Genomic DNA, 25852 nt, shown 5'->3' with positions numbered 1-25852 from the left:
TTCTGATCAAAATTTCATCGATACAACGGAAAAAGCAGCTGGTTTGTCATGAAAACTCCATAAGTCGCGTCCATGAAAGCGGTTTTTACGGAGTATTAAATCCATAAAAAGTGTTAATTGTTGTGCGTAGAAGCGCAGATGCTAGGGGGATTTTCGCCGCAGGATGAGAAATATGCCTCGAATGAGTGCGCTTTGCGACAGCTGGGTTGAGAATCTATCCGGAGAATGTCGGTCAATAAGTCTTCTTAATTTAATTATTTGATCTGTTTCATGGATTATGGAAAAATGCAGACCTATCATGCCCCGGCTTGTCGTCTTTCAGCACGGACGGGGCATTTGGGGGGACTTGTTCAAGTCGCTGGAATCATATCCAAAAGCCTGTCGAGACGGCATCGCACATGCTTTGTTCGATCGACAGTGCGTTCAGAGACTTGAGACGTTGCAATGAAAAAGACACGGCCCACTGGCATCTGTTTGATGTCGTCACAGGTTGAGGCCGGGAGGAATGGTCAAATTGGTATCCCGTTCAGGCCGAACCCGCGGCTCCGCAGGGGGCTTCAACCAGCGCAAGGTCAGGGCCTATAACGAACGGCTCGTGCTGTCGCTGATCAAACGCCATGGGGCCTTGGCAAAATCCGAAATTACCAAACGCTCCGGTCTTTCGGCGCAGGCGGTGTCGGTGATCATTCGCGAGCTGGAAAAGGACGGCCTGTTGCTTAAGGGGGACCCTGTGCGTGGGCGCGTCGGGCAACCTTCGGTGCCGATGGCGCTCAATCCGGAAGGGGCCTATTCCTTTGGTTTGAAGGTGGGGCGACGCAGTGCCGATTTGGTGCTGATAGATTTTGTCGGCTCCACTGTTCGAGCAATCCAGATCACCTATAGCTATCCGATGCCGGACATGGTGCTGGCCTTTGCGGTGCAGGGGATCAAGGATCTGGTACAGGTGATCGTGGAAGAGGGGCGCGACAAAATTGCCGGGATCGGCATTGCGATGCCCTTCCATCTGTGGGACTGGGAAGAGAAAATTGGCGCTCCGGAAGGCACGATGGCGGTCTGGAAGGATTTTGATTTCGCCGAGCAGCTTGAGGAGCGCGCCGGATATCCAACTTTCACGCAGAATGACGGGACGGCGGCGTGCGGCGCGGAGATTTCCTTCGGACGCGGCATCGAGTTCAGTGACTTTCTCTATATCTTTGTCGGCACCTTTGTTGGTGGTGGCATAGCGCTCAACAATTCGATCTATTCCGGTCGCACCCGCAATGCCGGGGCGTTGGCCTCTCTGCCACTGCCAGAACCTGGAGCAGAAGAGGCACAGCTGATCGATTATGCCTCGCTCTATTTCCTTGAGGCAATCCTCAAGGAGCGGGGACTGGATCCGACGCTGTTGCAGCAAAGCTCGTTTGACTGGACAGAGTTGGGCGATGTGCTGGAAGAGTGGCTCGACAAGGCTGCTCATTATCTGGCGTTGGCCATTGCCAATGCGACCGCGATCCTTGATATCGAGGTGGTGATCATCGACGGCACGATGCCGGCCAACATCCGCGAGAAGCTGATCGACAAGGTGCGCTTGGCGCAGGAGCAAAAAAGCTGGAGCGGCATTGCAACACCGGTGATCCTTGAGGGCAGCCTCGGTGCACCGGCTCGGGCGTTGGGGGCGGCAAGCCTGCCGCTGCTGGTGCGCTATTTGCTCGACCAGAATATGCTGCTGACCCATATGTGAGGCTTCGGCCTGATCCGGATATGAAAAAGGCCCCCTCCATTCAAGGAGAGGGCCTTTTTCGTGCCAAATTGCGTCGCTGTTAATCCGCAGGGGTTTCCTTGAAGGGAGCGATCTTGCGGATCAGGACATAGAAGAGCGGGGTGAACAGGACCACCAGAATGGTGGCCGCGATCATGCCGCCGAGCACGCCCGTCCCAATCGCCTGACGGCCCGCAGCCCCTGCACCCGTCGAGATGACGAGTGGCAGGACGCCAAGCGAGAAGGCGAGAGACGTCATGATAATCGGGCGGAAGCGCTGCTTGGTTGCTTCCACCGCAGCGGCGAGTGCCGTGTCTCCCAGTCGTTGCCTGTCTCGGGCAAATTCGACGATCAGAATGGCGTTCTTGCCGGTGAGGCCGATGGTGGTCAACAGGCCGACCTGGAAGAAGACGTCATTGGCGTGACCGCCCAGATAGGCCGCAATCAACGCACCGAGCACACCCAGCGGCATGGCCAAAATGACCGCCATCGGAATGGCCCAGCTCTCATAAAGCGCCGCAAGGGACAGGAACACCACCGCCAGAGACAAGGCATAGAGCAGTGGAGCCTGATCACCAGACTCGCGTTCTTCGAGCGACAGCCCGTTCCAGGCAATGCGGTAGCCCGGTGGCAATTGCGCGGCAAGGCGTTCGACTTCCGCCATGGCTTCACCGGTCGAAACGTCCGGCTTTGGCGCGCCCTGCAACTGCAGAGCGGGCACACCATTGTAGCGATAGAGCCCCTGTGCCCCGAAATTCCATTTGCCATCGGAGAAGTTGTTGAATGGCACGAAACCACCGGATGCATTGCGGACACGCCAGTCTTTCAGGCTTTCCGGCGTGGCACGGGCATCGGCTTCGCCCTGAATGATGACGCGCTTGATGCGGCCACGATCAAGGAAGTCGTTGACATAGCGACCTGCCCAGGCAACCGACAGCAAGTTGGATACGTCGGCAGCCGAAACCCCCATCGCCCCGGCGCGCCGCCAGTCGATGTCGATCTTGTATTGGGCGGCATCTTCCAGACCGCTGGGTCGGATCGAGCCGATCAGCGGGCTTTGGGAAACCATGCCCATCAACTGGTTGCGGGCATTGGTCAATTCTTCATGGCTTTGGCCATCGCGAGCCTGCAGATAGAAGTCAAAGCCCGAGGCGTTGCCCAACTCGATAACGGCTGGGGGAACGATCGGGAAGACCATCGCCCCCTGTACCCGCATCAGGGCACCAAAGGCTTTGCCTGCTTCGGCCTGCACACTATTTTGCGGACCGGGACGCAGTGACCAGTCTTTCATCCGGACGAAGGCCATGCCGGCATTCTGGCCCGAACCACCGAACGAGAAGCCAACAACCGAGAACAGCGACTGGACATTGTCTTGCGCCAGAAAATGCTGTTCGGCTTGTTTGACCACACCCAGCGTATGTTCTGCGGTGGAGCCGGAAGGGGCCTGAATGAGGGCAAACATGATGCCCTGATCCTCGTCCGGCAAGAAGCCGGTCGGGGTTTTGTCAAACAGCCAACCCATGCCGCTGGACAGGCCCAGATAGATGATGACAAACAGCACCGGAAGACGGGCAACCCGCCCTGCTGCGCTGGCATAACCATTGGTCAGGCCGTTGAAGCCGCGGTTGAACAGGCCCGTCAGACCGCGATCCTTGGCACCATGCTTGACGGGTTTGAGGATGGTGGCGCAAAGGGCTGGCGTCAGAGTCAAGGCGACCACGACCGAGAGGAACATCGCCGAAACGATGGTGATGGAGAACTGCTTGTAGATGACGCCGGTGGAGCCACCGAAGAAGGCCATTGGCACGAATACCGCCGAGAGCACCATCGCGATACCGATCAGGGCACCGGAAATCTGTCCCATCGATTTGCGCGTCGCGTCGCGCGGGGACAGGCCTTCCTCTTCCATGATGCGTTCCACATTCTCCACCACGACGATGGCATCATCCACCAACAGGCCAATGGCCAGCACCATGGCCAGCATGGTCAGAACGTTGATGGAGAAACCAGCTGCGGCCAGCACGCCGAATGTGCCGAGCAGAACGACAGGTACAGCGAGGGTGGGGATGAGGGTGGCCCGTAGATTCTGCAAGAAGAGCAGCATCACCAGGAAGACAAGGCCAATGGCCTCGAACAAGGTTTTGACCACTTCCTCGATCGACAGCTCGACGAAGGGGGTGGTGTCGTATGGAATGGTGTATGTCACGCCCTCGGGGAAGAACTGGGACAGTTCCTCGATCCGTTCCTTGACCAGACGGGCGGTGGACAGGGCGTTGGCGCCGGAGGCTAGCTGAACGGCCATACCAGAGGCTGGCTGGGCATTGTAGCGAGCGATTGCACTGTAATTCTGGGCACCAATTTCGACCCGTGCAACATCACGCAGCAGCACCAGACCGCCATCTTCGTCAGCCCTCAGAACGATCTGTTCGAAATCTTCCGGGGTCTGAAGCAGAGACTGGGCCGTGATGGTGGCGTTCAATTGCTGGCCAGCAGGGGCCGGGCGCGAGCCGAACTGACCGGCGGTGATCTGGGCGTTCTGAGCGGAAACCGCATTGAGAACATCCGATGGGGCCAGTTCATAGGCTCTGAGCTTGGCCGGGTCGAGCCAGATGCGCATGGCGTAAGGCGCACCAAAGACGCGCACCGAGCCAACACCTTCCAAACGGCTGATTTCGTCGACAATGTTGGAATTGAGATAGTCGGACAGGTCTGTCTGTTCCAGTTTGCCGTCTTCGGAAATCAGACCGATGACCATCAGGAAGCCGGCGGAGGATTTCTGAACGCTTACACCCTGTCGCTTTACGACATCGGGCAGCAGAGGGTCGGCCTGAGAGACCTTGTTCTGGACCTGAACCTGCGCAATGTCTGGGTCGGTGCCTGTCTCGAATGTTATGGTCAATTCGGCCTGACCGTTGGCAGACGAACTGGATGACATATAGCGCAAGCCATCAAGGCCCGTCATCTGCTGTTCGAGAATCTGGGTCACGGTGCTTTCGACCGTCTCGGCGGAGGCGCCGGGATAGGTGGCAGACACCCGGACGGATGGCGAGGCGATCTGCGGATATTGCGATATCGGCAGAGTGAAGATGGAAAGCACGCCGATGCCCATGATCAGAAACGAGATCACCCAGGCAAAGACGGGCCGGTCAATGAAGAAACGTGCCATGTTCGGTTCCCTTATTCTGCCTTGGATTTGGCATCGGAATCAGCCTCGGGCGCCCCTTTGGGGGCTCCGGCCTGCGGTGCTGCCGGAGCCGCTCCCGCTTCCTGAGGGGCAACGGTGGCACCCGGACGGGCTTTGGCAAAGCCATCCACCATCAGGCGGTCACCTTCCACAATCCCTTCGGAAACGATCCATTGGTTGCCCTGATCCTGTACGACGGTCAACGGACGTGGCTCGATGACATTGTCCTTGTTGACGACCCAAGCCATCGGCTGGCCCCGGCGGTCGCGCATAACAGCCTTTTGCGGCACTTTCGCACCCTGTTTGACCATGCCCTGTTGCAGGCGGACGCGGACATACATGCCCGGAATCAGCAAGCGATCAGGATTGGCAAATTCCATACGCAGGGTCAGAACACCGGTCGCCTGATCGACCTGCGTGTCGGCGGCGGCCAGCTGGCCCTTCAATTCGTAGGTTGATCCATCGGCCAGAATGAGGGTGGCTTCACGGTTGTTGCTGTCTTTGTCCTTGTTGGCGCGTCTGAAGGCCAGAATTTCTGCAGCGGACTGGGTTACATCCACATGCACCGGATTGACGGTGCGGATGATGGCCATGGCAGAGGCTGACGAACTGGAAACCAGTGCGCCCTCGTTGATCTGTGAGAAGCCGATGACGCCTGCGAGCGGTGCCTTGATGACGGTGCGATCAAGGTTGATCTGGGCGCTTTTCAACTCGGCCTGAGCGGACTGAACCTGAGCTTCAGCCGATTTGCGGCTGGCAATGGTGGTTTCAAAGGCCTGCGTGCTGACCAACTTGCGTTCAAGCAGTTGGTTCTGGCGGGCCTCTTCAGCCTTGGCCAGAGCCAATTGGGCTTCGGCCTGTGCCAGCTGGGCTTTTGCACGGCTGACCTGCGCTTCATAGGTGGCCGGGTCAATCTGATAGAGTGGATCGCCGACCGCCACGAGATCGTCTTCGTCAAACAGGCGCTTGGTAACAATCCCCTGCACCTGCGGGCGAACTTCGGCCTCGCGGGACGCAGAGACGCGACCCGGCAGGGTAACGGTGAGCGGAATGTCTTCAAGTTTGATGGTCTGGATGGTGACCGGAGACGGAGGCCGCTGTCCGCCGGGAGCTTGGGCCAGTGCTGGGAATGCCAAGGCCAGCATGGAGGTGGCGGAGGCGGAAAGAATCAATCGGCGTATCTGTGAGGAAAGGGCCATTGTTTGTTCTCGCATAGGGTTGTTCGGTAGACGCCGGGCCAAGCTGCTGTGGTTGGTTGGGAGCCAGACAGCAGACATTTTGTGAGGCTGCCCCCGCGGTCTATTGCATTTGTTCTTGGTTGCTTGCTTCTGCTGGATAGCGCCGAGATCATACGGCCTGTTTCCATCAGAGAGGCTGTTTCATTTGTCCGGTTTGTAGAGGGCCATGAACATTGTCACGGCGTCGTCAATGATCTTGTTAATTTGCTCGTCTGAGGGCAGGTCTGTGCCCGCCATCAATTGCGGCCAGTAAAGAAAGGCCTTGATGGATGCCATAAATTGCGTGGCGGCGTAGCCCGCATCGGCTTGTTTCAGTTTTCCGGCCTGCATGGCCTCGGCGATGAGATTGGTAAAGGGGCCTTGTCGCACCCGGTCGCGCTCAAACAGGCGGCGGCTCATTTTCGGGTTGCGAATGAATTCGGAGGTCACCACCCGGGCCAATGCCAGATGGTTGCTGTCTTCGATGAAGGGTAAATAGGCCATTGCGGTCTTGCGCAGTTGGCTTTCGATTGACGTTTCGGGATCATGTTCAGCAATTTGGAAGCATCTTGCATCGGCCAGCAGCTTGTCGATGATCGCGTCGAACAGAGCTTCCTTGCTTTCAAAGTGATTATACAGGGTGCGCTTTGAAACCGAAGCCAGCTCGGCAATGCGGTTGATCCGTGCGGCGGCAAAGCCGATTTCACCGAATTCAACCAGTGCAGCGTCGAGGATATCCTGTCTCTTTCGGTCTTTGAGCTTCAATCAGTCATTCTCCAACAGTCATTCTCCAAAGAATGTAAACACAAAGGTTTACTTTTTTGGGTGGACGATCTCTATGGGTACACCAATCAGTTTACAATTTAAAGAGCAGAAATGCGAAATTCTCAGAAATGGTGATTGCGGCCTTTCTGTTCAGCATGGCCCTTCAATCGTGACCGGAAAGTACGAAAGATGTTTGACAGGTCCGGAGCTTTTGGCGATGGTTGGCTTTGTAAACAAAATCAATCCTTTGTCCGCGTGGGAGGAACGCACGGAGAAGGGATCGGCCAACGCATCCCGAGGCAAAAGACTGCAACAAGCATTCATCCTGGGAGCGTGTTTGCCGGGCGATGCTATCAGGGGGAGAAGACGCGCATGAGCGCCAACATACGTATGCCATGGTCAACCAGAACGATGAATCTGGCCCATTATGTTGAACAGCAGGGACGCCGCCTGCCGAACAGGCCAGCCTTTGTCTGGGGGGAGACTGTCTGGGACTGGCAAGCCTTTGATGACCGGGTCAAGCGAATGGCCGGCGTACTGGCAGAAACCGCTGGTGTGCGCAAGGGCGATCGGGTGTTAATCCAGTCGCAGAACTGCAATCAGTTGTTTGAATCCTTCTATGCCTGCCTGCGGTTGGGTGCCGTCTGGGTGCCTGCCAATTTCCGCTGTGCGCCGGGGGACTTTGCCTGGATGGCGGAATTGTCCGGCGCCAAGGTGATGCTGTGCAATGCGGCCTATCCCGAGCATGCGGCGATTGACGCTCCAGACATCGAGACGCGATTGTCGATTGGGTCGTCGGACTTCGGGTCGGATATTGAAAGCCTGATGACGCAATATGATGGCGAGGTTCCGCCGCTTGCTGCGGTTGATCGCGATGATCTCTGCTGGCTGTTTTTCACCTCAGGGACAACGGGAAAGCCAAAAGCGGCAATGCTGACCCATGGGCAACTGGGCTTTGTGATCAACAATCATCTGGCCGATCTGGTGCCGGGTATCACCCCTGAGGATGCATCCATTGTGGTGGCTCCCCTGACCCATGGCGCAGGGCTGCATCAAATGCTGATGGTGGCGCGCGGGGCAGCAACGATCCTGCCTGCGGCTCCCGGCTTCGATGTGGGAGAAATCTGGTCTTTGATTGAGACTTGGCGGGTCTGCACGATGTTCACCGTGCCGACGATCCTGAAAATGATGGTCGAAGCGCCCCAACTTGCGGATCATGACACCTCCTGCCTCAGCCATATTGTCTATGCCGGGGCGCCGATGTATCGCGCCGATCAGATCACGGCTTTGGAGGCCTTGGGGCCGGTGATTGTGCAATATTTCGGTCTGGGGGAAGTGACGGGCACCATCACCCAATTGCCAACTTATGAGCATAGCAGCGGCGCGGACATGCGTGTCGGGACCTGCGGCTTTGCCCGCACGGGGATGCAGGTGGAAATTCAGGGGCCAGAAGGTGAGCCGCTGGTCGCCGGGGAGACGGGCGAAATCTGCGTGCTTGGCCCGGCAGTCTTTGCTGGCTATTGGCGCAATCCTCAGGCCAATGACAAGAGTTTTCGCGATGGCTGGTTCCGCACCGGTGATCTGGGACATATGGATGAAGCGGGCTATCTCTATATCACCGGCCGGGCGTCCGACATGTATATTTCTGGTGGGTCAAATATCTATCCGCTGGAGATTGAAGAGAAAATTCTGGAGCATCCTGCTGTCTCCGAAACAGCTGTGTTTGGCATGCCGGACCCGAAATGGGGCGAGATTGGCGTTGCAGTCTGCACCCTGACACCGGGTCATAGTCTGAGTGCCGAAGAGTTGGAAACCTATCTCCGCGCCCATGTGGCGAGCTATAAGATCCCCAAACAGTTCCATTTCTGGCAGGAAATCCCCAAATCCGGGGTGGGCAAGCTGGCCAAGCGTTTGATCCGGGCAGAGCTTGAGCGGCGGATCGAGGCTGGCGAGCTATGAGGTCGGTGCCGCGCTCAGTGACCCATCCGGGTCCGAAGGAAACCGAGCGTCTGCCTTTTGCCCTGTCGCGGGGGCGGGCGGTGACGCTGGCTTTGCGAGGCGGTCAGGATCTCCAGTCGGCCATCGCTGCGGCTTTGTCCGATGTTGGCCTTCTTAGCGGCTGGTTGGAGCTGGAGACTGCATCGGTGGATGCTTTGGCTTATGTCATTCCGGACAAGGCACCCACGGCTGAGACCGTGGCATGGTATTCGCAAACGCACCACCTCAGGGCACCGGGTCTCATTCATCATCTGGGGTTGGTGGTCGGACAGGCGGATGGCGGTTTGTTTCTGCATGGCCATGGCTCATGGTCCGAAACGGATGGCGCGGCGCGGTTCGGCCATTTGCTGTTTGCCGAAACCATGCTGGCGCAAGATGTCATAGCGTGCGGCTTTTTGCTCGAGGATGCCGTGTTTGAACGGCTGCCGGACGCGGAAAGCAATTTCTCTTTGTTCCAGCCCAAGAGCCTGCCGGAAACCGTGTCTGAGGAAGCGGATTTTGCTTTGTTGAGAATGTTGCCGAACGAGGATTTGACCGTTGGGCTTGATGCGGTTTGTGCGCAGCTTGGCTGGCGGCAGGCGCGGGTCTATGGCCTTGGCAGTCTGGTTGGGGCTCAGTTTGAAGATGGCCGGTTGCTGGACAGTTTCGCCACGGAATTTGTCATATGTGACGCAATCGCCCAAAGCGAGGGCAATGCTTTATCGGGACCGGAGATCCATATTGTCGGCGAGGCAGGCGGTGCGGGCCTGCGTGGTCGTGTTCAGCGCGGCTCCAATCCGGTGTTGGTGACCGCGGAGATCTTGCTGCAACGGCTCTCTTGAGGCGCAAATCTCGTGTGCGACAAGCAACCATGACTTGAAGGGGGATGCTTCTCAGTCTAAAGTTCAGGTCGCTGAATGTGTTGGCAAAATTCTTGTCAACATCTGGTCGATGATAGCCTCATAAGGAACGGACCCATGACCCACGCGCCCTTGATCATCACTATGGGGGACCCGTCCGGGATCGGCCCTGAAATTTCGGTAAAATCCCTTGGTGGAGCGAATGGTAGCAAGAATGCGGATTGCGTGATTGCGGGCCATGCGGGAGTGATTGCCGAGGCGATCAAGGCGCAGGGCCTGTCGCTGCGGGTCAATCCAATCTCTGATATCGCTGACGCCCTGTTGCAAGACGGGGTGGTGGATGTGCTCGAAACCGGAGAGGCGGATGCCCGCTTTCCGGTCGGTGAAATAAATGCTGCCAGCGGCAAGGCGGCGTTTGACGCGATTGTCAAAGCCATCGAACTGGCCAAGACTGGGCAGGCGTCTGGCATTGTCACCGCACCAATCCACAAGGAAGCGCTGTCGGCTGCAGGGGTTAATTTCCCTGGCCATACGGAAATGCTGGCTGCCTTCGGTGGCTCGGACCGGGTGGCTATGATGCTGGCCAATAACGAAATCCGTACGGTTCTGGTCACCATCCATTGCTCGATGCTTGATGCCATTCGGCGCGGCGATTATGCCGCCCAGATCAATGCCATTCAGTTGGCCCATGAGGGTTGCCGCGCTCTGGGTATCGAGAAGCCACGCATTGCAGTGGCGGGCCTCAATCCCCATGCCGGGGAAGGCGGGCTGTTTGGCCGTGAGGAAATCGACATCATTGCCCCGGCGATTGAAGCCATGTGTGCCAAGGGGCTGGATGTGTCCGGTCCGTGGCCGGGAGACACGGTTTATATGGCTGCGCGGCGTGGCAAGTTTGATGTGGTGGTGGCGCAATATCATGATCAGGGGCTGATTCCGGTCAAATATCTTGGCGTCGAGAAGGGGGTCAATATCACCCTTGGCCTGCCCTTTGTGCGCACCTCGCCCGACCATGGCACCGCCTTTGACATTGCCGGGCAGGGAATCGCCGATGAAAGCAGCCTGTCGCTGGCGATTGATTATGCCCGTACTCTGATTGCCACACGGACCAAAGCCGAGGAGAAAGTCTGATGGGCCTTCGATTTATATTCATGCTGACCCGCGATGACCGGACGGTTGAGGACGCGGTTGATCATCTCGCCACCGCCCTGTCGCTGGGCGTGCGCCATATTGGCTTCAAGGATATCGGACTGCCGATCCCGGCTTTGAAGGAACTCAATCAGATGATCAAGGCCAAGGGGGCGACATCCTATCTTGAGGTGGTGTCGCTGGACCGGGAGAGCGAAATCCGCTCGGCCAAGGCAGCGGTTGATATTGGCGTTGATGTGCTGCTTGGTGGCACGCGGGTGGAAGATGTGTTGCCGGTGATTGCGGGCAGCGCGATTGCCTATTTCCCATTCCCCGGCCACATTACGGGCCATCCGAGCGTGCTGGAGGGCACAATTGAGGAGATTGCCGAAAGCGCCCGCATCATGGCCGCTCATGACGGGGTGCATGGGCTTGATCTGCTGGCCTATCGGGCTCAGCTGCCGGATATTCCGGCGCTGATTTCGGCGGTTTGCAAGGCGGCTGGCAAGCCGGTGATTGTCGCTGGCTCGATTGCTGACAAGGACCGCATCGCGGCGGTTCACAAGACCGGGGCGGCGGGCTTTACCATCGGCACGGCGGCGCTTGACGGGGCGTATCTTGGTTCATCAGAACCGGTGGAAGCGCAACTGGCGGCGATTGTGCGCGATGTTGCGGCGCTCAATGGTCATCTGTCGCCATTCGGCAAGAAAAGCCTCGATCTGGCTTTCGGTGGCTTTTCCGATTGCTGGGCTCCACGGGTGGCCGGTCAGGTCAACAATATGCAGATCAAGCTGGCAAAGTTCCAAGGGGCCTTCACCTGGCATTTCCACGAAAAGGAAGACGAGTTGTTTCTCGTTCATCGTGGACGGCTGCTGATGCGCTTCCGGGACCGTGAAGAGATTGTCGAGGAAGGGGAATTCATCGTTGTGCCGCATGGGGTCGAGCATTGCCCGGTGGCGCTGACCGATATATGCGAGGTGGTTTTGCTGGAACCGGCCAGCACGGTCAATACCGGCACGGCTGAGGATGAGCGCCGCCGCGAGGTGCTTGAAAGCATCTAGGCCTTGCGACTGATGGCCTTTTGGTCTTTCAGAAACACACAGATCTTGTCGATCAGTTCCAAAGAAAGAGAGGACAGGATCACCCGGTCCCGATCGCTTTTGCTCGGGGTGATGTCAATGCGGGTGCTTTCGTCTGAGTGATAAAAGCCTGTCTCGAGGTTTGGGCGTCTCAGGCACAGCATCAATGCACGCCAGTTGGTGTCGTCAGGATGGGAGGCGTCACCAAACGAGTCAAAGACGCAATCCTCGCCCCACAGGGCAAAGGCAACAGAGCGCGGAGGCGGTAGGCTTCCGATAATGTGCAGTTCGATCTTGTGCATGCGGCGATCCTTCATTTTGCGGCTGATGATTGTATGACGCTCCTTGGGGCGTTCTGGTTCAATCGGGTGCCGGGAAGGAGGAGTGATGAAATCAGTTGCCCTTATGGGGCATTGTGTCTGGTTCCGGGGCCTTGTTGCTGATCTGATAGGCCAGAGCCACGACGATGGACTGGATCAGGCACTGGGTGGCAGCGGTCGAGCGGAAAGCGTCGATATGGGGTTCGTCAATGGCAAAGCAGACATCGCCCAAAGTGGCGATGGGGCTGATCTGGCTGTCCGTGATGACAATCAACCCGGCGCCTGCTTTCTTGGCGGCCTCCGTTGCGGCGCGGGTGTCGTTTGAATAGGGCGCGTAGCTGATGGCGACCAGCACATCGTCGTTGGCTATCCTGCCCATTTGTTCGCGATGCATGCCGCCCAACCCGTCAATCATCACCACGCTGCGTTCGAGATGATAAAGCGCATAGCGCAAGGAGACTGCAAGGCTGAAGGAGCGGCCCATCCCGGCAATGTAAATCCTACGGGCCTCTGCCAGCAGGTCAATGGCTCTTTGCAGGCTTTCGGCGGGAATGGATTCGGTTACGTTTTGAAGGGACAGAATCGTGGCATCGGCAAAGTCGGCTAGGATCTTGCGCGAGCGGTCCGCAGGGGTTGCCTCGGCCACGAAGGCTTTGGTCATTTTGGCCCGCTCGGTATAGCTCGGCGTTTCCTCCAACAGCTTGTCACGGAACAGCTGCTTCATGTCATTGAAACCGGTAAAGCCGAAGCTGTTGGCAAACCGGATCATGGTGGAGGGAGGGACTTCCGCCTTCTCGGCAATGACCGCGATGGTGTCAAAGGCGACACTATTGTGATTGTTGGTCACATAATGGGCAACCTGCTGCAGGCGCTTGCTCAGCCCGTCATAATCGGTGCGGATCTGTTCCAGCAATTCGGTTACATTTTTGGCAGCGGGCATGTCAGCATTCATCTTGGGCGGTCCTGATGGTCTGCAGAGTAAGGATTTACCCCAAGATATTGAACCGTCGAAGGGATTGCCAGAACAACTTTCGGCAATGATCTCTCTTTGGGTATGCCATCAGGAAAGAAAAAGAGGGGAGCGATGCTCCCCTCCGATGGATTGATCAGTTTCTGGTCAGGGTGCCGTCCCAGGTGGAAACGGACTTCTTGGCGTCTTCTTCGGAGAACCAGACCGAGGTGACAGACTTGGTTTCAGTGAAGAAGGCCACCCCGTCCTTGCCGAGCGCATGCAGATCGCCAAAGAAGGACTGCTTGTGACCGGAGAATGGGAAGATTGAGTAAGGCACAGGAATGCCAACATTGATCCCGACCATGCCACCATCGGTCCGGCGGGCAAATTCGCGCGAAAGGCGGCCCGAAGTGGTGTAGATGCAGGAGCCATTGGCGAAGCGGTTGGCATTCATGATGGCCAGGCCTTCTTCGAAATCCTTGACCCGTTTGATGCAGGTGACCGGGCCGAAGATTTCTTCATCGCCGATCCACATGCCCGGTTTGACATTGTCAAAGATGGTCGGGCCAACATAGAAGCCGCCTTCTGCGCCTTCAACCGCGACACCGCGACCGTCTAGCACCAGATCGGCACCTTCATCGACACCGCGCTGGATGGAGCGTTCGACAAATTCTTTCTGACCAGCGGACACAAGTGGGCCGAGCTGGGAGTCTGGCAGGTAAGCCGGGCCGACTTTGAGCTGTTTGGCTTTTTCAACCAGCATGGCGACGAATTCGTCAGCAATGGATTCCTGCACACAGATAACAGGCAGCGCCATGCAGCGCTGACCGGCGCAGCCATAGGTGGAGTTGATGATGCCAGCGACAGAGCGTTCCAGAACACAATCTTCCATGACGAGGGCATGGTTTTTGGCTTCGGTCAGGGCCTGCACCCGTTTGCCGTGGGCGGCTGCGGTCTGATAGATATGCATGCCGACCGAGGTGGAGCCAACAAAGGTCACACCCTTGATGACCGGATGCTTGAGCAGGGTGTCGGCTTCAACGCGTGAGCAGGTGACGATGTTGACGACGCCTTTTGGCAGGCCTGCTTCGATCAGCAGTTCCAGCATGCGCGACGCGGTCTGCGGCACCATGGAGGCGGCTTTCAACACGACCGTGTTGCCGGTGGTGATGCAGAATGGAATCATCCAACCCATCGGGATCATGGCCGGGAAGTTATAAGGGGCAATGGCTGCAAAAACGCCCAGTGGTTCGCGATAGGAGACGGTGTCATAGCCGTTGGCGACATTCATGCAGGTGTCGCCCTGCATCAGATAATGGCTGGAGCAGGCGCATTCGACCACTTCGATGGCCTTGAGCACATCACCGCGGGCTTCACCAAGGCATTTGCCATTCTCGGTGGCGAGCAGTTCGGTCAGTTTATCAAGATTCTGGTCAAGCAGTTGCTTGAAACGGAACATCAACTGGATGCGGATCGGCAGTGGCGTGTCGCGCCATGCAGGAAAGGCAGCCGATGCGGCATCAACGGCAGCATCCACCTCATCCTGCGTGCAGCAGGGGGCCTCGGCGATCAACTGACCGGTCGATGGGTTCATCACTGGCATGTATTTTTTGGTTTTCGACTCGCGCCACTCGTTGTCGACGCAAAATTTCAGGCGTTTAACTTCCATCCTAGGATCCTCCAGTCAGACAGCGACGCTGCCAAAAGCACTTTGATGCAGGGGGCGTTCGGGTCTGGCCCGGGGGATGGCGTGGCAGTGGGCGCAATAGGCCGCACGGTTCATCCTCCTTAGGGGTCCCCTCCCTTTTGCAACATGCACCAGCGATAGGCGCGTCAAGGCTCGATGAAATTGAGCCAAGTCAAAAATGAAATATTTATTTCATAAATTAAATTGATCGGTGAATATATTTCATTTTGGCTTGACCCATCCTGTCTACAAGCATTTACTTATCGGGACTTTGTGTGCTTTGGCCGAGGCGATGCCCACCCTGAGGGGGACAAAATTTCCGGGGGAGATGGCTGATTGAGGAAGGCGCACCAAACCGTTGGAGCTGTCGGCGAGAGGGCTGCGCTCAGACCATTTGCAAAGGAACTGACATGAGCATCAATTCGGAACTGCCAGAGCAACTGCGCTGTCCTGCCGAACGTGAGGTGGATTGGAGCGATCTGCGGACTTTCGCCTTCGATCACCGCATGCAGCTCGAAGAAATGGAAGGCTATAGCCTTGAAAAAGGCGGGCGGTTCAAGGAGCTTTGTCTGGAAGCGGCCCTGAAGGTGCAGCACGGGGCGCATGGATTTGGCATTCTGTGTGACGCGCGGATTGGCATGGATGCGCTCGACAAGGCAACGGGCTCCGGGTTGTGGATCGGTCGTCCATGCGAATGGCCGGGATCGCGGCCGTTGGAACTGGAACCGCAAGTGGGGCCCGATGGGGCTGGTCTGTCGGAATGGGCCGGGGAGCATGTGGTCAAGGTGCTCTGTTTCTGCCACCCTGATGATGATGCCGAGATGCAGGCGACACAGGAAGCCACAGTCAAACAGCTTTTTTTGTCGGCCCGCGCCAACAAGCTGGACTTCCTGCTTGAAGTGATCCCATCCAAGGTCGGGCCGGTCGATGCCGACACCACCGCCAAGCTGATCCGCCGCTTTTACGAGATTGGTGTCTATCCCGATTGGTGGAAGCTTGAGCCGATGGTTGATGCTGCAGCATGGACCAATGCGGTGAGTGCTATTGAAGAGAATGACGCCAATGTGCGCGGCATCGTGGTGCTGGGTTTGGATGCGCCGGAAGCTGACCTGGCGGCGTCTTTCGAGGTGGCTGTTGCCTTTCCGCTGGTCAAGGGCTTTGCTGTCGGTCGCTCGATCTTTGGCGACGCTGCCCGGGCTTGGATGATCGGTCAAATGAGTGACCGGGAGGCCGTTCTGCAAATGGCAGCACGCTATGAGCGCCTTTGTTCCATCTGGGATCGGGCCCGTGCGCGGGTATAAATTGAACCAAGTCAAATGCTTGTCTTATTGAAACACGTCAGGGAGTAGAGACGATGTTGGAAGCCAAACTGGGGATTGCCCCAATTGCATGGTGGAATGATGATCTGGAAGAATTGTCCGATGACGTAAGCCTCGAGGAATGCCTGCGTCAGGCCTCGGATGCCGGTTTTACGGGCATGGAAACCGGGCGTCGTTTCCCGATGAACATGGAAGAGTTGGGGCCGATCCTTGATCGCTACGGCATTTCGGTCTGTGGCGGCTGGTTCTCCGGTCTGCTGCTCGATGGCGATATCCAGGTCGAGAAAGACCGCATCGCCGAACAGATGGCCTTCTTCAAGGCAGCCAATGCCCCTTGCATTGTCTATGGCGAAACCGCCCGCTCGGTGCAGGGTTTGAAGGACACACCATTGGCTGAGAAGCCAAAATTGAGCGAAGCCGAGATGGAAGTCTATGGTCGGAAAATGTCCGACTTTGCCGATTGGTGCGGCAAGCAGGGCATGCCGATTTCCTATCATCACCACATGGCCGCAGCAGTGGAAACCGAGCTTGAGCTGGATCTGTTCATGAAACACAGCTCTGTGCCTTTGCTGTTTGATGCCGGTCATATGGCCTTTGCTGGCGGTGACATTTTCCGCGTGGTGGAAAATCACTTTGCCCGCATCACCCATGTCCACACCAAGGATGTGCGGATGGATGTGATCAATGGGCTTGATCGCAGCAAGGAAAGCTTCCTTGATGCGGTGGTCAAGGGGGCCTTCACTGTGCCCGGCGATGGATCTCTGGACTTTGAGGCGCTGACCAAGTTGCTGGCCGAGAAACAGTATCAAGGCTGGTTCGTGGTGGAAGCCGAGCAGGATCCGGTCGCCAATCCGCCTTATGACATGGCGGTCAAAGGCCACAAGGAATTGCTGCGCGTGATGGCTGCTGCTGGATACAAGGTCGCTCCATAAGGGGCCGAAAGGCGCAGTCAAGATCAGCCTCATGTGGACTGTCGTCACAAAAGCTTTTGGATAAAAGGCCAAGCCCCGCTGTTCTCCTGCAGCGGGGTTTTTCGTGTTTTGGCAGAAATATGGGCTAAAAATGCATCTACCAGTTTACGTCGCGTAATTGTCAGTTTACGTCGCGTAATTTGCGCCTAGCGAAAGGATGAAGCCTATGAATTTCAGGCATAGCATTCGGGAATGTAATTCACTTCTTTCCTGACAGGAAGCTGTGTTAACTCACAGTCATGTCGCATCCTAGGGAGGGGTAGACGGCAGACCCTTTGCCTGGAGTGATCCCATGTTTCTGATCTTGAGCCTTGTCCTTGCCAGCCCGTTCATGGCTGCCCTTTATTTCTATGTCGACGAGCTGGCCTATGACGCAAAAAACCGTCCAACACCCGTTCGGACCCTTCCCGCATCCCTTCTGGAACCTGCCTTGTGGTAATCGGAAGAAGCGTTCATTTGCATGAAAAGGCTCGTCCTACTGGGCGGGCCTTTTGCGTTTTATGGCTCCGTGCCAATGGCAAAAGCCTCGTCTTATAGGCCATTGAAAGGGAGATGCGAATGCTCTATTCCTCCGGGGAATAGTGCTTCTGCCTTCAGTGTCCGAAAACTCATATGGAACGCCTCAATCTCAATCAATTGCTGACCTTGCGCATCCTGCTTGAAGAGCGCAACTTGACCCGTGCGGCGGACAAACTGTTCCTGACGCAGTCGGCGATCAGCAAGCAATTGAGCCAGCTGCGCAACTATTTCAACGACCCTTTGCTGATCCGGGAAGGCAATGTCTACTGGTTGAGCGTCAAAGCAGAGAAGCTGTTGCCAAAATTGCAGCGCATTTTGACTGACATCGACTCCCTGACACAGGTCAGCGAATTCCGGCCCCATGAATGCCAGCGTCAGTTTCGGTTTGCCAGCACGGATTATGTGGCGCAGTTCCATTTCCCTGCCATTGCCAAGCGGCTGACCTATGAGGCGCCCGATGTGGATGTTGTCTATGAGATGATGAAACCGGAATGGATGGGACAGTTGGGCAAGTTGCATCTGGACTTTGTCTGTCTGGCCAATCCGACATTGCCAGAGAATGTCCATTCGGTGCCGTTGGGTGGCGATCGGTCGGTCTGTCTGATGGCCGACAACCATCCGCTTTCGAGACTAGATGACCTCACACTTGAAGCGTTGCTCGATTATCCTTTTGTGTTGATCACCAGTGGTGGCGACAAGGACCGCTTCTTTGACCGCACTCTGGAAGCCAAGAAACTCACGCGGCGTGTGGCACTTGTGGTGCCGTTCTTCTCCGCGGCCTTTGAAATTGTCTCTGGTGGTGATTTTCTGCTGATCGTCTCCGAACATGTCGCGGTCAAAGCGCAGCAACGCTATGCAACAACCTATCGTTCCTTGCCGATGCCGCCCCATAACAATTGCTATCAATTGTGCTGGCATGCGATCCATCACAAGGACGAGGCCCATGGGTGGATGCGCAATCTGATTGCCGAGGAAATCGGAGCTGTGCTGTCTGTTCCTCACGCTTGAGGCGGCAAAAAGCGGTCCGGTAAGGGGAGGGCAAAGGCCGTGCACAAGGCCTGCATGTCCTGATAATCCTGAGGGCGCAGTGGATAGCCCGCCTCATGCGAAGCCACCTGATAGGCCGCCGAGATGCAGCGCACCGGATGGTTTCCAATTTGTCCTTTGCCCTCTAGCGCGGAAGCGGGATAGGCTTGCCCGCCAGAGACGGGACCGTAAAGACCGTTGCCCCGATCATCGAGCGTGATGACATGGAAATCCACTCGGCGCCCCGTTAGGTCGCCCATGACGAAATTCCAGTCACGGGAATCTGGTGTTTCCAGCCTTTGAAATCCCTCTTCAGAGAGAAGCGCGATGAGGCGGGGCAGTGTGCGGGTTTCTAAAACGATGTCGAGATCCCCATGGGGTCGGGTTTGCCGTTTGAGCAGGGCATCAATGCCCCAGCCACCATCGATCCAGAGCGTGATGTCATGGCGCTCGACAAGGTGCAAAAGGCCTATGACATCGCTGATCTGCATTGAGGGTTTTTTCCCTTCGGCATCCGTTTTATCACTCGATCTCGGCAATCACGGCCAGCAGCGCGGTCATTTCGTCTCTCATATAGGGATGAACGGCACAGATGGGCTGGTTTTGGAGGCTTTCAAAGGCCTGTTCCCCGGCGGCGATCACTCCGCCCATCTCCTTGATGATCAACAGGCCGGCCATGCAATCCCACGGATTGAGATCGGCCTCGAAATAACCATCCACCTGTCCGGTTGCGACCAGCGCCAGCCCCATGGCGGCCGAGCCAAAGCGGCGATATTCGATGCCTTTGCTCTCAAGGAAAGACAAGGTCTTGAGGTAGGAGTCAAAGGGTTTGCGCTTGGAGCGACCCAGAATCAAAATCGGGTCGGTTGGAGCTTCCGTCTTGGCTTTGGCCAGCGGACTGTCATTGAGAAAGGCGCCTTGTGCGGCGGCTGCACGGTAGAGGTCATCGCGCATAGGGTCATATATGACGCCTGCTTCCATGCGATCAGCCGATACGAGGCCGATGGAAATGGCCCATTGATCGATGCTGCGGATATAGTTTGCTGTGCCATCAATCGGATCGATGACCCAGGTGAAGCCGTTGCTGCCCGCTTCCAGACCGTGCTCTTCGCCCAGCAAGCCATCTTCGGGGAAGGCCTCTTTGAGTTTGGTGCGAATGAAGGTTTCGACATCGCGGTCCGCCTTGGTGACGAAATCCTGCGGCCCCTTGACTTCAATGGGGAAGCGATTGTCCTTCAGGGCCTGCAAATGGTTCAGCGCCAGTTGCCCAGCTTCTTTCGCAAGGGTTTGCAGCAGCGCATAACGCTCTTCGATCATTCGGTCGTTCCACTTGTTTTTGTTGTGCCGCGCTCGACGATGAAAACATCGACAATGTTGGTCTGCGACAGGGCTGTCGGTTGTTCAAAACGCAAGGTCAGGGTGGACACCACCCGGCGGGCAACTTCCTCTGTGTCCTGACGGATGGTGGTGAGATTGTAGCCCGCCCAGCCTGCTTGCAGGATGTCGTCGCAGCTGATCAGCTGGATGTCTTCCGGGATGCGTTTATCTGTGTGCAGGCGGATATAGTCAAGGGTACCAAGAGCCATATAGTCGGTGACACAAAAAATGCCGTCGACCGCAACGCCACTCTCGAACAATTTGCGGGCAGCCTCATAGCCACCCTCATAATTCTGGAAGGCCGCTGTGTAGCGGCCACTGCTGAGGGTGCCGGATGCCCTGACGGCTTTCTCAAAAGTCTCCAGACGGATGGAAAGAGAGTAGGATGGCTTCTCCGAGCCTATGGCCGCGAGATGGTGGCAGCCGTGACGGATCAGAAAGTCTGCCGCCAGCGCACCGGATTTGTGGTTGTCGAGCAGAACCCGGTCCACCTTGGCGTCGATCTCAGCCTTGTTGACCAGCACCATCGGCACGCCAAGGGAGACGCATTCCTGACAGATGCTTTGCGGCGGGGTATCGGAGGTGACAATGACACCGGACACATTATATTCGAGCAGCATGCCAATGACCCGGCGCGGATCTTCATGGGCCTCCGCGGGCAACAGGATTGGGCGGTAACCCTCATTGACCAAAGCACGGGCAATATGCTCGACCTGCTGGGCGCGGAAGGGATTGTCCATATTGGCGGCGACAATGCCGACCAGATCGGAGCGCTTGTTGGTCAGGCTGCGGGCCAGTTGATTAACGCGATAGCCCAATTCATCTGCCGCCTTGAGCACCCGCTCGCGGGTTGCTGGGGCGACGGATGCGCCAGGTGTGAAGGTGCGCGACACCGCCGAGCGGGACACGCCCGCCCGTTTGGCAACATCCACTGAGGTGACCGGCTTGATGCTGTCCTGTTCGTCGCTGCTATCGCTCATGGGGCCACTGTCTCTTTCGCATGTCGCCTCTGGGCCTGATACCAGACTTCTTTCCAGAGATTGAGTTGATCCAGATTGACCAGATCGGGGGCAAGGGCAAGCATGCGCTCCATCACCGTGCGGTCCGAGCCGTTGTAACATAGCATCAGCTTGGCTCCGCTGGTGTGTATATTGGTGGCTTTCTTCTCGACTTGCTCCTCGGCCATATTGACCTCGATGATCTCGGCCCCGACGCTGGTGATGGCCTCGCTAATGGTCGGGAAATCGAGCGTGCGGGCCATGATCCGGGCATCGGGCGCCAGACGTCGGACTTCATCGCTCAGAGCACGGTTGAAGCTCCAGAAGAAGCAATGGGCCATGAAATCCTTGGCCTTGATGAGATCCAGCACCTTGGCCGGGTCGGCCTGCTTGATCTCGACATAGAGATTTTTTTGATGTGCCTTGGCCAGATCGATGATCTCTTCAAAGGTCGGAATTTTGGTGCCGGTGAAACGAGGATCAAACCAACTGCCAGCATCAAGGGCTCGCAATTGCTCGGCGCTGTGGCTGGCGACAGGGCCGCGTCCATTGGTGGTGCGGTCCAGTGTCTCGTCATGAATGACGAACAGGTCTCCATCCAAGGATTGGCGTATATCGAGTTCCAGCCAGTCAAAGCCTTGCTCGAAGGTCATCAAGGCAGCGGGCAGGGTATTTTCCGGGGCGAGCTTGTTGGCCCCACGATGGCAGACCACTTCAGGGCCTTTGGGTAGAGGTGTTGGGCGGGAGGGCGAGCCGGGATAGGGCACCAGCAACTCGGGCCGGTCGGTGCAGACGCCAAACACATCCATCGCCATGACGGCTTTGATGACGTCCGGTCGTTCTTCATGCCAGAGAATGATTGGAAGCTGCGTGTCTTTGGCCCGCTGCATCAGATCAGGGGTCAGCAATTGGTCTGGTCGGTCGGAGGCGCGTTCCCAGCAGGGATGAATGGCATCCGCTCTGGCATTGGCCGCCTGTTCGAACGGATCGTCGCCGATGCGCACCAGTACCGACAGGGGATAAGGACAATCAAGAGCGGCGAGTTGTGCGACATGGGTGGGATCAAAAGAGCCGAGCGCCGCATAGGTAAAGCCACTTTGCTGCAACAGAGCCAAAGCCGCCGGGCCAGCACCATCTGCCTTGATCTCGATATAGAGACCTGCTTCGAGCAGGATCGCCAGGGTGATCACCTCATCAAAGGTGGGGACATGTACTCCCTCCAGTGCTTCCAATTGGGCGATGGTCAACTCGGAGAGCTTTGCCGAGACCCCAAAGACACGGGACAGGTCATCATCATGGCTGACGACACATGTGCCGTCGGCTGTCAGGCGCACATCCAACTCCCACATATCGGCCCCGAGTTTGCTGGCAAGCACGAAGCCATCCAAGCTGTTCTCGGTGGCGTGGTGGCACGCGCCGCGATGGCCGATGATGGCCGGTCCATCGAAACGGCTATTTGGCCAGCCTAGGGCAGCGATTTTTTTGGCAAATGTCATTAGAGTCGGGTTCCGTTCTGGTCAAAGACCAGCATCTTGCTGCAATCGATCGGCCATGTGACCGCGTCACCAAGCCTTACATCGTCGCGGACATGCTGAATAGAGCGGATAATGGCGCCATTTGAAAGCGTGATGTCATAAAGATTTTCCCGGCCCTGTGTTTCCACAAAACTGATGGTACCAGACACCGCGGTGCCGTCTTTGTTGCCGACCAGCTCTGGCCGGACCCCGAGGCGGATCGGCTGATGTCCATTGAGGCCGGACAGATGCTCCGGCAGTGGCAGGCGGATGTCGGTGTCGGCCAGTTGGCAATGGCCATCGACCGCTTGGCCTTCCAAAAAGGCAATCGGTGGGTTGCCAAGGAATCCAGCGACAAAATCCGTGTCCGGGTTGTTATACATGTCATTGGGAGTGGCAATCTGGAGGATTTTGCCATCATTCATGATGGCGATACGGTCGCACATGGACATGGCTTCGACCTGATCATGGGTCACCAGAATGGCCGAAATGCCGGTCTCCAACTGAATGCGGCGGATTTCCGAGCGCATTTCAAGGCGCAGCTTGGCGTCAAGGTTGGCAAGGGGCTCGTCGAGCAACAGGACGTCGGGCTTGCGGATCAAAGCGCGAGCCAGAGCCACGCGCTGCTGCTGGCCACCGGACAATTGGGCCGGTTTGCGCTCCAGCAATTCGCTGATATGAACGAGCGCTGCAATGGCCTCGACCTCGCGCTTGATGGTTGCCTTGTCATCCTTGCGCACGGTCAGCGGGAAGGCGATGTTGTCAAACACATTCATATGCGGATAAAGGGCATAATTCTGGAAGACCACGCCGACATTGCGGGCTTGCGCGGTGGTGGTCGTGACATCCTTGTCGCCAAACAGGATGCGCCCTGCATTGACCTGATGAATCCCGCAAATGGCGAACAGAGTGGTGGACTTGCCACACCCCGACGGGCCAAGCAGGGCAATCATTTCGCCGCTTTTGATCTCAAGATCCATTTCGTCGATGACGGTGACGTCGCCAAAGCGTTTGGAGAATTTGTCGAGAAGGATACGCATCAGCCTTTTGTGCCTCCACCGTAGATATTCATCAGTTTGTTCTGGAAGATGAGATAGAGAATGATGACCGGGATGACATAGAAGAGCCCGATCGATTTGAAGAGATTGAAGTCGAATTTCTGGTCATCGGCAATCAATGAGGCCAGATAGACAGACAGGACCTGCACATTGGCGCTGGGGGCGAAAATCTGTGGCAGGATATATTCGCTCCAGCCATCAAGGAAGGCAAAGACCCCAAGGGCAATCAGGCCGGGCTGGATTTGCGGCAGCACCAAACGCCGCCAGACGGTGAAGCGATGGGCGCCATCCTGAACCCCCGCCATTTCGATTTCCCATGGCACGGTGTCGTAGAAACCCTTCATCACCCAGATACCAAAGGGCAGCATCAGGGCCGATTTGATCAGGATGACCCCGATCAGGGTGTTATAGAGACCGACCATTTGCAGCACGATGAAGAGGGCGATCACCAAGGTGATGGTGGGAAAGGCGTGGAGCGTCAGAACTCCTGCCAGAAAGAAGGCGCGAAAGGGCATGTTGAGCCGGGAGAGCGCATAGCCCGCGGTCAGGGACACGCTGAGAATGATCGCCGTGTTGGTCGAGGCAAAGATCAGGGTGTTGCGCGTGGCCACCCAGATATTGGTGGTGCCGGTGTCGGTCTCCCACAGGAAGCGCCAATGCTCCAGCGTGAATTCGGACGGGATCAGCGACCCCGGTTCGGTGTTGGAGATCGTGTCTATGAAGAGATAGACATACATGATCAGGATAGGTGAGGAGAAGAGGGCGAGGATCAACAGGACCGGCCAGCTCTGGTAATTGCGTGTGGTTTGATGAGACATGATGCCAGCTCCCTAGTTTTCAATGCGCGGTTTGCTGACGAGATCGTCAAACTTGAACAGCCGCAGATAGAGGAGCGACAGGCTGATGCCCACCGTGACCAGCACCAAGGCCATCGCCGCGCCATAGCCATATTGCAGATTGCCCGCATAATTGTTGAGCGCCACGAAATAGGCCTCCAAGGCCCAAGGGGTGGTTGAACCGCCCGGGCCGCCTTCAGTCGACAGCAGGATATAGTCGAACGAGGTCAGCAAAGAGAGGGTCTGGTAGGAGGTGATGAAGAGGATTGGCCAGCGCAATTGTGGCAGGATGATCCGGCGGATTTGCTGCCAGCGGGAAGCCCCATCCACTTCGCTGGCATAGAGCATGGTGGTGGGAATGGCCTTGATTGCCGAGGAAAACAGGATCATGCCCAGAGATGCGCCAACAAATCCGTTGATCAGAATGACCACGGTCCATGCACTGGAGATTGAGCCAAGCATGAAGTTGAAAGCGGGAGCGCCGAACCAGCCTGTAATGGTAGAGATGAAACCGCCATCCCATGTAAACCACTTCCAGAGCAACACATAGAGAACCGGCGGCGAAATGCGTGGCAGCAGCCAGACAGCGCGGAAAAACCCGGCCTGTCCGGCGGGCAAGTAGAAGGTGGTGATGGCAAGGAACAACCCGAAACCAACATTGAAGCAAAGGGTCAAGGAGACATAGAGCAACGTGTTGAAGGCAATGGTCCAGGTGCCGGGCTTCTGCAGCAAGGTGGTGAAATTGTCGCTCGTCCAGCTCCATCCGGTATAGCTGTGGGCGATAATGGCCTTCTTCTGGCTGTCGCTGGCCTCAATGCCGATTTCATCCAGAGCGGCAAGAAGGTCGCCTTCCTTGTCAAAGCGGATATTGAGGATCGAGCGGGAAAAGGGTTCCGTCGCTTGCTTCAGGGCGCGGATGCTGCGTGGCCGGGATTTCAGCTTCTTCAGGGCGCGTTCCATCTGGCGTCGCGACTGAAACCGCTTGCCCTTCAGTTCCTTTTCAATTTCCCTGAGGAAAGCGGCTTTCAATTTCTCGCTCTTGGCTTTTTCCAGCGCGGCGGCATCGACTCGATAGGAGGTGCTGCCAAGCGCCTCAAGCAAGGGCGGGTCAAAACGATCGTCCTCTTTCATTGCCTTCAGCGTGGTGGGCGAGAGCAGATAGTCGCCACCGCTGATGCCCGTAGCGGTGGACATGTTGGTGAAGGCGAAAACGGCGGTCAAGATCACCGGCAGAAGGAAAAAGGTCAGGACCATGATCAGGGCTGGCGTCATGAAGCCAAGCCCCAGGAGGCTGGTACGGGCGCGCATGTCTCGTGCTTCCTTGGTGCGA

Annotated in this window: 22 protein-coding genes and 1 pseudogene; 10 read left to right on the top strand and 13 right to left on the bottom strand. The window is 57.0% G+C overall.

Features of this window, described 5'->3' with window-relative positions; all coding sequences use genetic code 11:
* Positions 1–505 precede the first annotated feature (505 nt).
* Positions 506–1720, top strand: coding sequence for an ROK family transcriptional regulator (locus DSD30_RS08370; protein ID WP_114009175.1), 1215 nt, complete (start codon positions 506–508; stop codon positions 1718–1720).
* 79 nt (positions 1721–1799) lie between these two features.
* Here the strand turns inward: DSD30_RS08370 and DSD30_RS08365 are convergent, their stop codons facing one another.
* The 3 genes from DSD30_RS08365 to DSD30_RS08355 form a co-directional block, all read right to left on the bottom strand.
* Complete coding sequence (locus DSD30_RS08365; RefSeq protein WP_114009174.1) at positions 1800–4904, bottom strand: efflux RND transporter permease subunit; 3105 nt, start codon at positions 4902–4904, stop codon at positions 1800–1802.
* 11 nt (positions 4905–4915) lie between these two features.
* Positions 4916–6121, bottom strand: coding sequence for an efflux RND transporter periplasmic adaptor subunit (locus DSD30_RS08360; protein ID WP_114009173.1), 1206 nt, complete (start codon positions 6119–6121; stop codon positions 4916–4918).
* Positions 6122–6301: 180 nt separating this feature from the next.
* Complete coding sequence (locus DSD30_RS08355) at positions 6302–6904, bottom strand: TetR/AcrR family transcriptional regulator (RefSeq protein WP_114009172.1); 603 nt, start codon at positions 6902–6904, stop codon at positions 6302–6304.
* Positions 6905–6977: 73 nt separating this feature from the next.
* On the opposite strand from DSD30_RS08355, the gene DSD30_RS21505 reads away from it, so the two are divergent.
* The 5 genes from DSD30_RS21505 to DSD30_RS21995 all read left to right on the top strand — a co-directional run bounded on the left by DSD30_RS21505 (position 6978) and on the right by DSD30_RS21995 (position 11927).
* Positions 6978–7280, top strand: a complete 303-nt coding sequence (locus DSD30_RS21505) for a hypothetical protein (RefSeq protein WP_157967614.1) — start codon at positions 6978–6980, stop codon at positions 7278–7280.
* Positions 7277–8863 carry an acyl-CoA synthetase gene (locus DSD30_RS08350; protein WP_114009171.1) on the top strand — a complete coding sequence of 529 codons (1587 nt, stop codon included), beginning with the start codon at positions 7277–7279 and terminating at the stop codon, positions 8861–8863. The genes DSD30_RS21505 and DSD30_RS08350 overlap by 4 nt, the downstream gene beginning before the upstream one ends.
* Entirely contained in the window at positions 8860–9723 is an 864-nt protein-coding gene (locus DSD30_RS08345) for a PPC domain-containing DNA-binding protein (RefSeq protein ID WP_114009170.1), read from the top strand. Before DSD30_RS08350 ends, DSD30_RS08345 begins: the two co-directional genes overlap by 4 nt.
* A gap of 135 nt (positions 9724–9858) precedes the next feature.
* Positions 9859–10869 (top strand): 4-hydroxythreonine-4-phosphate dehydrogenase PdxA, encoded by a 1011-nt coding sequence (pdxA, locus tag DSD30_RS08340; RefSeq protein WP_114009169.1) that lies wholly within the window; start codon positions 9859–9861, stop codon positions 10867–10869.
* On the top strand, positions 10869–11927 hold the full coding sequence (locus tag DSD30_RS21995; RefSeq protein WP_114009168.1) for a cupin domain-containing protein: 1059 nt from the start codon (positions 10869–10871) through the stop codon (positions 11925–11927). The genes pdxA and DSD30_RS21995 overlap by 1 nt, the downstream gene beginning before the upstream one ends.
* Here the strand turns inward: DSD30_RS21995 and DSD30_RS08330 are convergent.
* The 3 genes from DSD30_RS08330 to DSD30_RS08320 form a co-directional block, all read right to left on the bottom strand.
* Positions 11924–12247 (bottom strand): hypothetical protein, encoded by a 324-nt coding sequence (locus DSD30_RS08330; RefSeq protein ID WP_114009167.1) that lies wholly within the window; start codon positions 12245–12247, stop codon positions 11924–11926. The genes DSD30_RS21995 and DSD30_RS08330 overlap by 4 nt on opposite strands.
* A 91-nt stretch (positions 12248–12338) precedes the next feature.
* A complete protein-coding gene (locus DSD30_RS08325) occupies positions 12339–13217 on the bottom strand; it encodes a MurR/RpiR family transcriptional regulator (protein WP_245418407.1) in 879 nt (292 codons plus the stop codon).
* Between the two features lie 154 nt (positions 13218–13371).
* Positions 13372–14886 (bottom strand): CoA-acylating methylmalonate-semialdehyde dehydrogenase, encoded by a 1515-nt coding sequence (locus tag DSD30_RS08320; protein WP_114009166.1) that lies wholly within the window; start codon positions 14884–14886, stop codon positions 13372–13374.
* A 452-nt stretch (positions 14887–15338) separates the two neighbouring features.
* Between DSD30_RS08320 and DSD30_RS08315 the strand changes: the two are divergent.
* The 4 genes and pseudogenes from DSD30_RS08315 to DSD30_RS08305 form a co-directional block, all read left to right on the top strand.
* Positions 15339–16205 (top strand): annotated as a pseudogene (locus DSD30_RS08315) (2-deoxy-5-keto-D-gluconate 6-phosphate aldolase domain-containing protein); the annotation flags it as partial.
* A 56-nt stretch (positions 16206–16261) separates the two neighbouring features.
* Positions 16262–17155 (top strand): myo-inosose-2 dehydratase, encoded by an 894-nt coding sequence (gene iolE / locus DSD30_RS08310; protein WP_114009681.1) that lies wholly within the window; start codon positions 16262–16264, stop codon positions 17153–17155.
* Between the two features lie 331 nt (positions 17156–17486).
* Positions 17487–17633, top strand: coding sequence for a hypothetical protein (locus DSD30_RS21500; protein ID WP_157967613.1), 147 nt, complete (start codon positions 17487–17489; stop codon positions 17631–17633).
* Between the two features lie 173 nt (positions 17634–17806).
* The gene (locus tag DSD30_RS08305; RefSeq protein WP_114009164.1) at positions 17807–18721 is read left to right on the top strand and encodes a LysR family transcriptional regulator; all 915 of its coding nucleotides are present in this window, start codon (positions 17807–17809) and stop codon (positions 18719–18721) included.
* Here the strand turns inward: DSD30_RS08305 and DSD30_RS08300 are convergent.
* From DSD30_RS08300 to DSD30_RS08270, 7 genes are read right to left on the bottom strand one after another with little or no spacing between them, the layout of a single operon-like run.
* The gene (locus DSD30_RS08300) at positions 18712–19230 is read right to left on the bottom strand and encodes a nucleotidyltransferase domain-containing protein (RefSeq protein ID WP_114009163.1); all 519 of its coding nucleotides are present in this window, start codon (positions 19228–19230) and stop codon (positions 18712–18714) included. The two genes, DSD30_RS08305 and DSD30_RS08300, sit on opposite strands and share 10 nt — an antisense overlap.
* Before the next feature lie 31 nt (positions 19231–19261).
* Positions 19262–20056 (bottom strand): inositol monophosphatase family protein, encoded by a 795-nt coding sequence (locus tag DSD30_RS08295; RefSeq protein WP_114009162.1) that lies wholly within the window; start codon positions 20054–20056, stop codon positions 19262–19264.
* Positions 20053–21096 (bottom strand): LacI family DNA-binding transcriptional regulator, encoded by a 1044-nt coding sequence (locus tag DSD30_RS08290; protein WP_198662877.1) that lies wholly within the window; start codon positions 21094–21096, stop codon positions 20053–20055. The genes DSD30_RS08295 and DSD30_RS08290 overlap by 4 nt, the downstream gene beginning before the upstream one ends.
* Positions 21093–22610, bottom strand: a complete 1518-nt coding sequence (locus DSD30_RS21495) for a glycerophosphodiester phosphodiesterase (RefSeq protein WP_157967612.1) — start codon at positions 22608–22610, stop codon at positions 21093–21095. Before DSD30_RS21495 ends, DSD30_RS08290 begins: the two co-directional genes overlap by 4 nt.
* Positions 22610–23668, bottom strand: a complete 1059-nt coding sequence (locus tag DSD30_RS08280) for an ABC transporter ATP-binding protein (RefSeq protein WP_114009160.1) — start codon at positions 23666–23668, stop codon at positions 22610–22612. The genes DSD30_RS21495 and DSD30_RS08280 overlap by 1 nt, the downstream gene beginning before the upstream one ends.
* Positions 23668–24504 (bottom strand): carbohydrate ABC transporter permease, encoded by an 837-nt coding sequence (locus DSD30_RS08275; protein ID WP_114009159.1) that lies wholly within the window; start codon positions 24502–24504, stop codon positions 23668–23670. Before DSD30_RS08275 ends, DSD30_RS08280 begins: the two co-directional genes overlap by 1 nt.
* A 12-nt stretch (positions 24505–24516) precedes the next feature.
* Positions 24517–25830, bottom strand: a complete 1314-nt coding sequence (locus DSD30_RS08270) for a carbohydrate ABC transporter permease (RefSeq protein ID WP_114009158.1) — start codon at positions 25828–25830, stop codon at positions 24517–24519.
* Positions 25831–25852 lie beyond the last annotated feature (22 nt).

The sequence above is a fragment of the Cohaesibacter intestini genome (assembly GCF_003324485.1).
In the GTDB taxonomy this organism is placed as follows: domain Bacteria; phylum Pseudomonadota; class Alphaproteobacteria; order Rhizobiales; family Cohaesibacteraceae; genus Cohaesibacter; species Cohaesibacter intestini.
This window is presented reverse-complemented; position numbering and strand designations above follow the sequence as displayed.

What these genes read in the sequence shown, in the direction of transcription:
- DSD30_RS08370 (WP_114009175.1), top strand. Translation starts at nt 506, where the DNA reads ATGGTCAAATTGGTATCCCGTTCAGGCCGAACCCGCGGCTCCGCAGGG.
- DSD30_RS08365 (WP_114009174.1), bottom strand. Translation starts at nt 4,904, where the DNA reads ATGGCACGTTTCTTCATTGACCGGCCCGTCTTTGCCTGGGTGATCTCG.
- DSD30_RS08360 (WP_114009173.1), bottom strand. Translation starts at nt 6,121, where the DNA reads ATGGCCCTTTCCTCACAGATACGCCGATTGATTCTTTCCGCCTCCGCC.
- DSD30_RS21505 (WP_157967614.1), top strand. Translation starts at nt 6,978, where the DNA reads ATGGGTACACCAATCAGTTTACAATTTAAAGAGCAGAAATGCGAAATT.
- DSD30_RS08350 (WP_114009171.1), top strand. Translation starts at nt 7,277, where the DNA reads ATGAGCGCCAACATACGTATGCCATGGTCAACCAGAACGATGAATCTG.
- DSD30_RS08345 (WP_114009170.1), top strand. Translation starts at nt 8,860, where the DNA reads ATGAGGTCGGTGCCGCGCTCAGTGACCCATCCGGGTCCGAAGGAAACC.
- pdxA (WP_114009169.1), top strand. Translation starts at nt 9,859, where the DNA reads ATGACCCACGCGCCCTTGATCATCACTATGGGGGACCCGTCCGGGATC.
- DSD30_RS21995 (WP_114009168.1), top strand. Translation starts at nt 10,869, where the DNA reads ATGGGCCTTCGATTTATATTCATGCTGACCCGCGATGACCGGACGGTT.
- DSD30_RS08330 (WP_114009167.1), bottom strand. Translation starts at nt 12,247, where the DNA reads ATGCACAAGATCGAACTGCACATTATCGGAAGCCTACCGCCTCCGCGC.
- DSD30_RS08325 (WP_245418407.1), bottom strand. Translation starts at nt 13,217, where the DNA reads ATGAATGCTGACATGCCCGCTGCCAAAAATGTAACCGAATTGCTGGAA.
- DSD30_RS08320 (WP_114009166.1), bottom strand. Translation starts at nt 14,886, where the DNA reads ATGGAAGTTAAACGCCTGAAATTTTGCGTCGACAACGAGTGGCGCGAG.
- DSD30_RS21500 (WP_157967613.1), top strand. Translation starts at nt 17,487, where the DNA reads ATGTTTCTGATCTTGAGCCTTGTCCTTGCCAGCCCGTTCATGGCTGCC.
- DSD30_RS08305 (WP_114009164.1), top strand. Translation starts at nt 17,807, where the DNA reads ATGGAACGCCTCAATCTCAATCAATTGCTGACCTTGCGCATCCTGCTT.
- DSD30_RS08300 (WP_114009163.1), bottom strand. Translation starts at nt 19,230, where the DNA reads ATGCAGATCAGCGATGTCATAGGCCTTTTGCACCTTGTCGAGCGCCAT.
- DSD30_RS08295 (WP_114009162.1), bottom strand. Translation starts at nt 20,056, where the DNA reads ATGATCGAAGAGCGTTATGCGCTGCTGCAAACCCTTGCGAAAGAAGCT.
- DSD30_RS08290 (WP_198662877.1), bottom strand. Translation starts at nt 21,096, where the DNA reads ATGAGCGATAGCAGCGACGAACAGGACAGCATCAAGCCGGTCACCTCA.
- DSD30_RS21495 (WP_157967612.1), bottom strand. Translation starts at nt 22,610, where the DNA reads ATGACATTTGCCAAAAAAATCGCTGCCCTAGGCTGGCCAAATAGCCGT.
- DSD30_RS08280 (WP_114009160.1), bottom strand. Translation starts at nt 23,668, where the DNA reads ATGCGTATCCTTCTCGACAAATTCTCCAAACGCTTTGGCGACGTCACC.
- DSD30_RS08275 (WP_114009159.1), bottom strand. Translation starts at nt 24,504, where the DNA reads ATGTCTCATCAAACCACACGCAATTACCAGAGCTGGCCGGTCCTGTTG.
- DSD30_RS08270 (WP_114009158.1), bottom strand. Translation starts at nt 25,830, where the DNA reads ATGCGCGCCCGTACCAGCCTCCTGGGGCTTGGCTTCATGACGCCAGCC.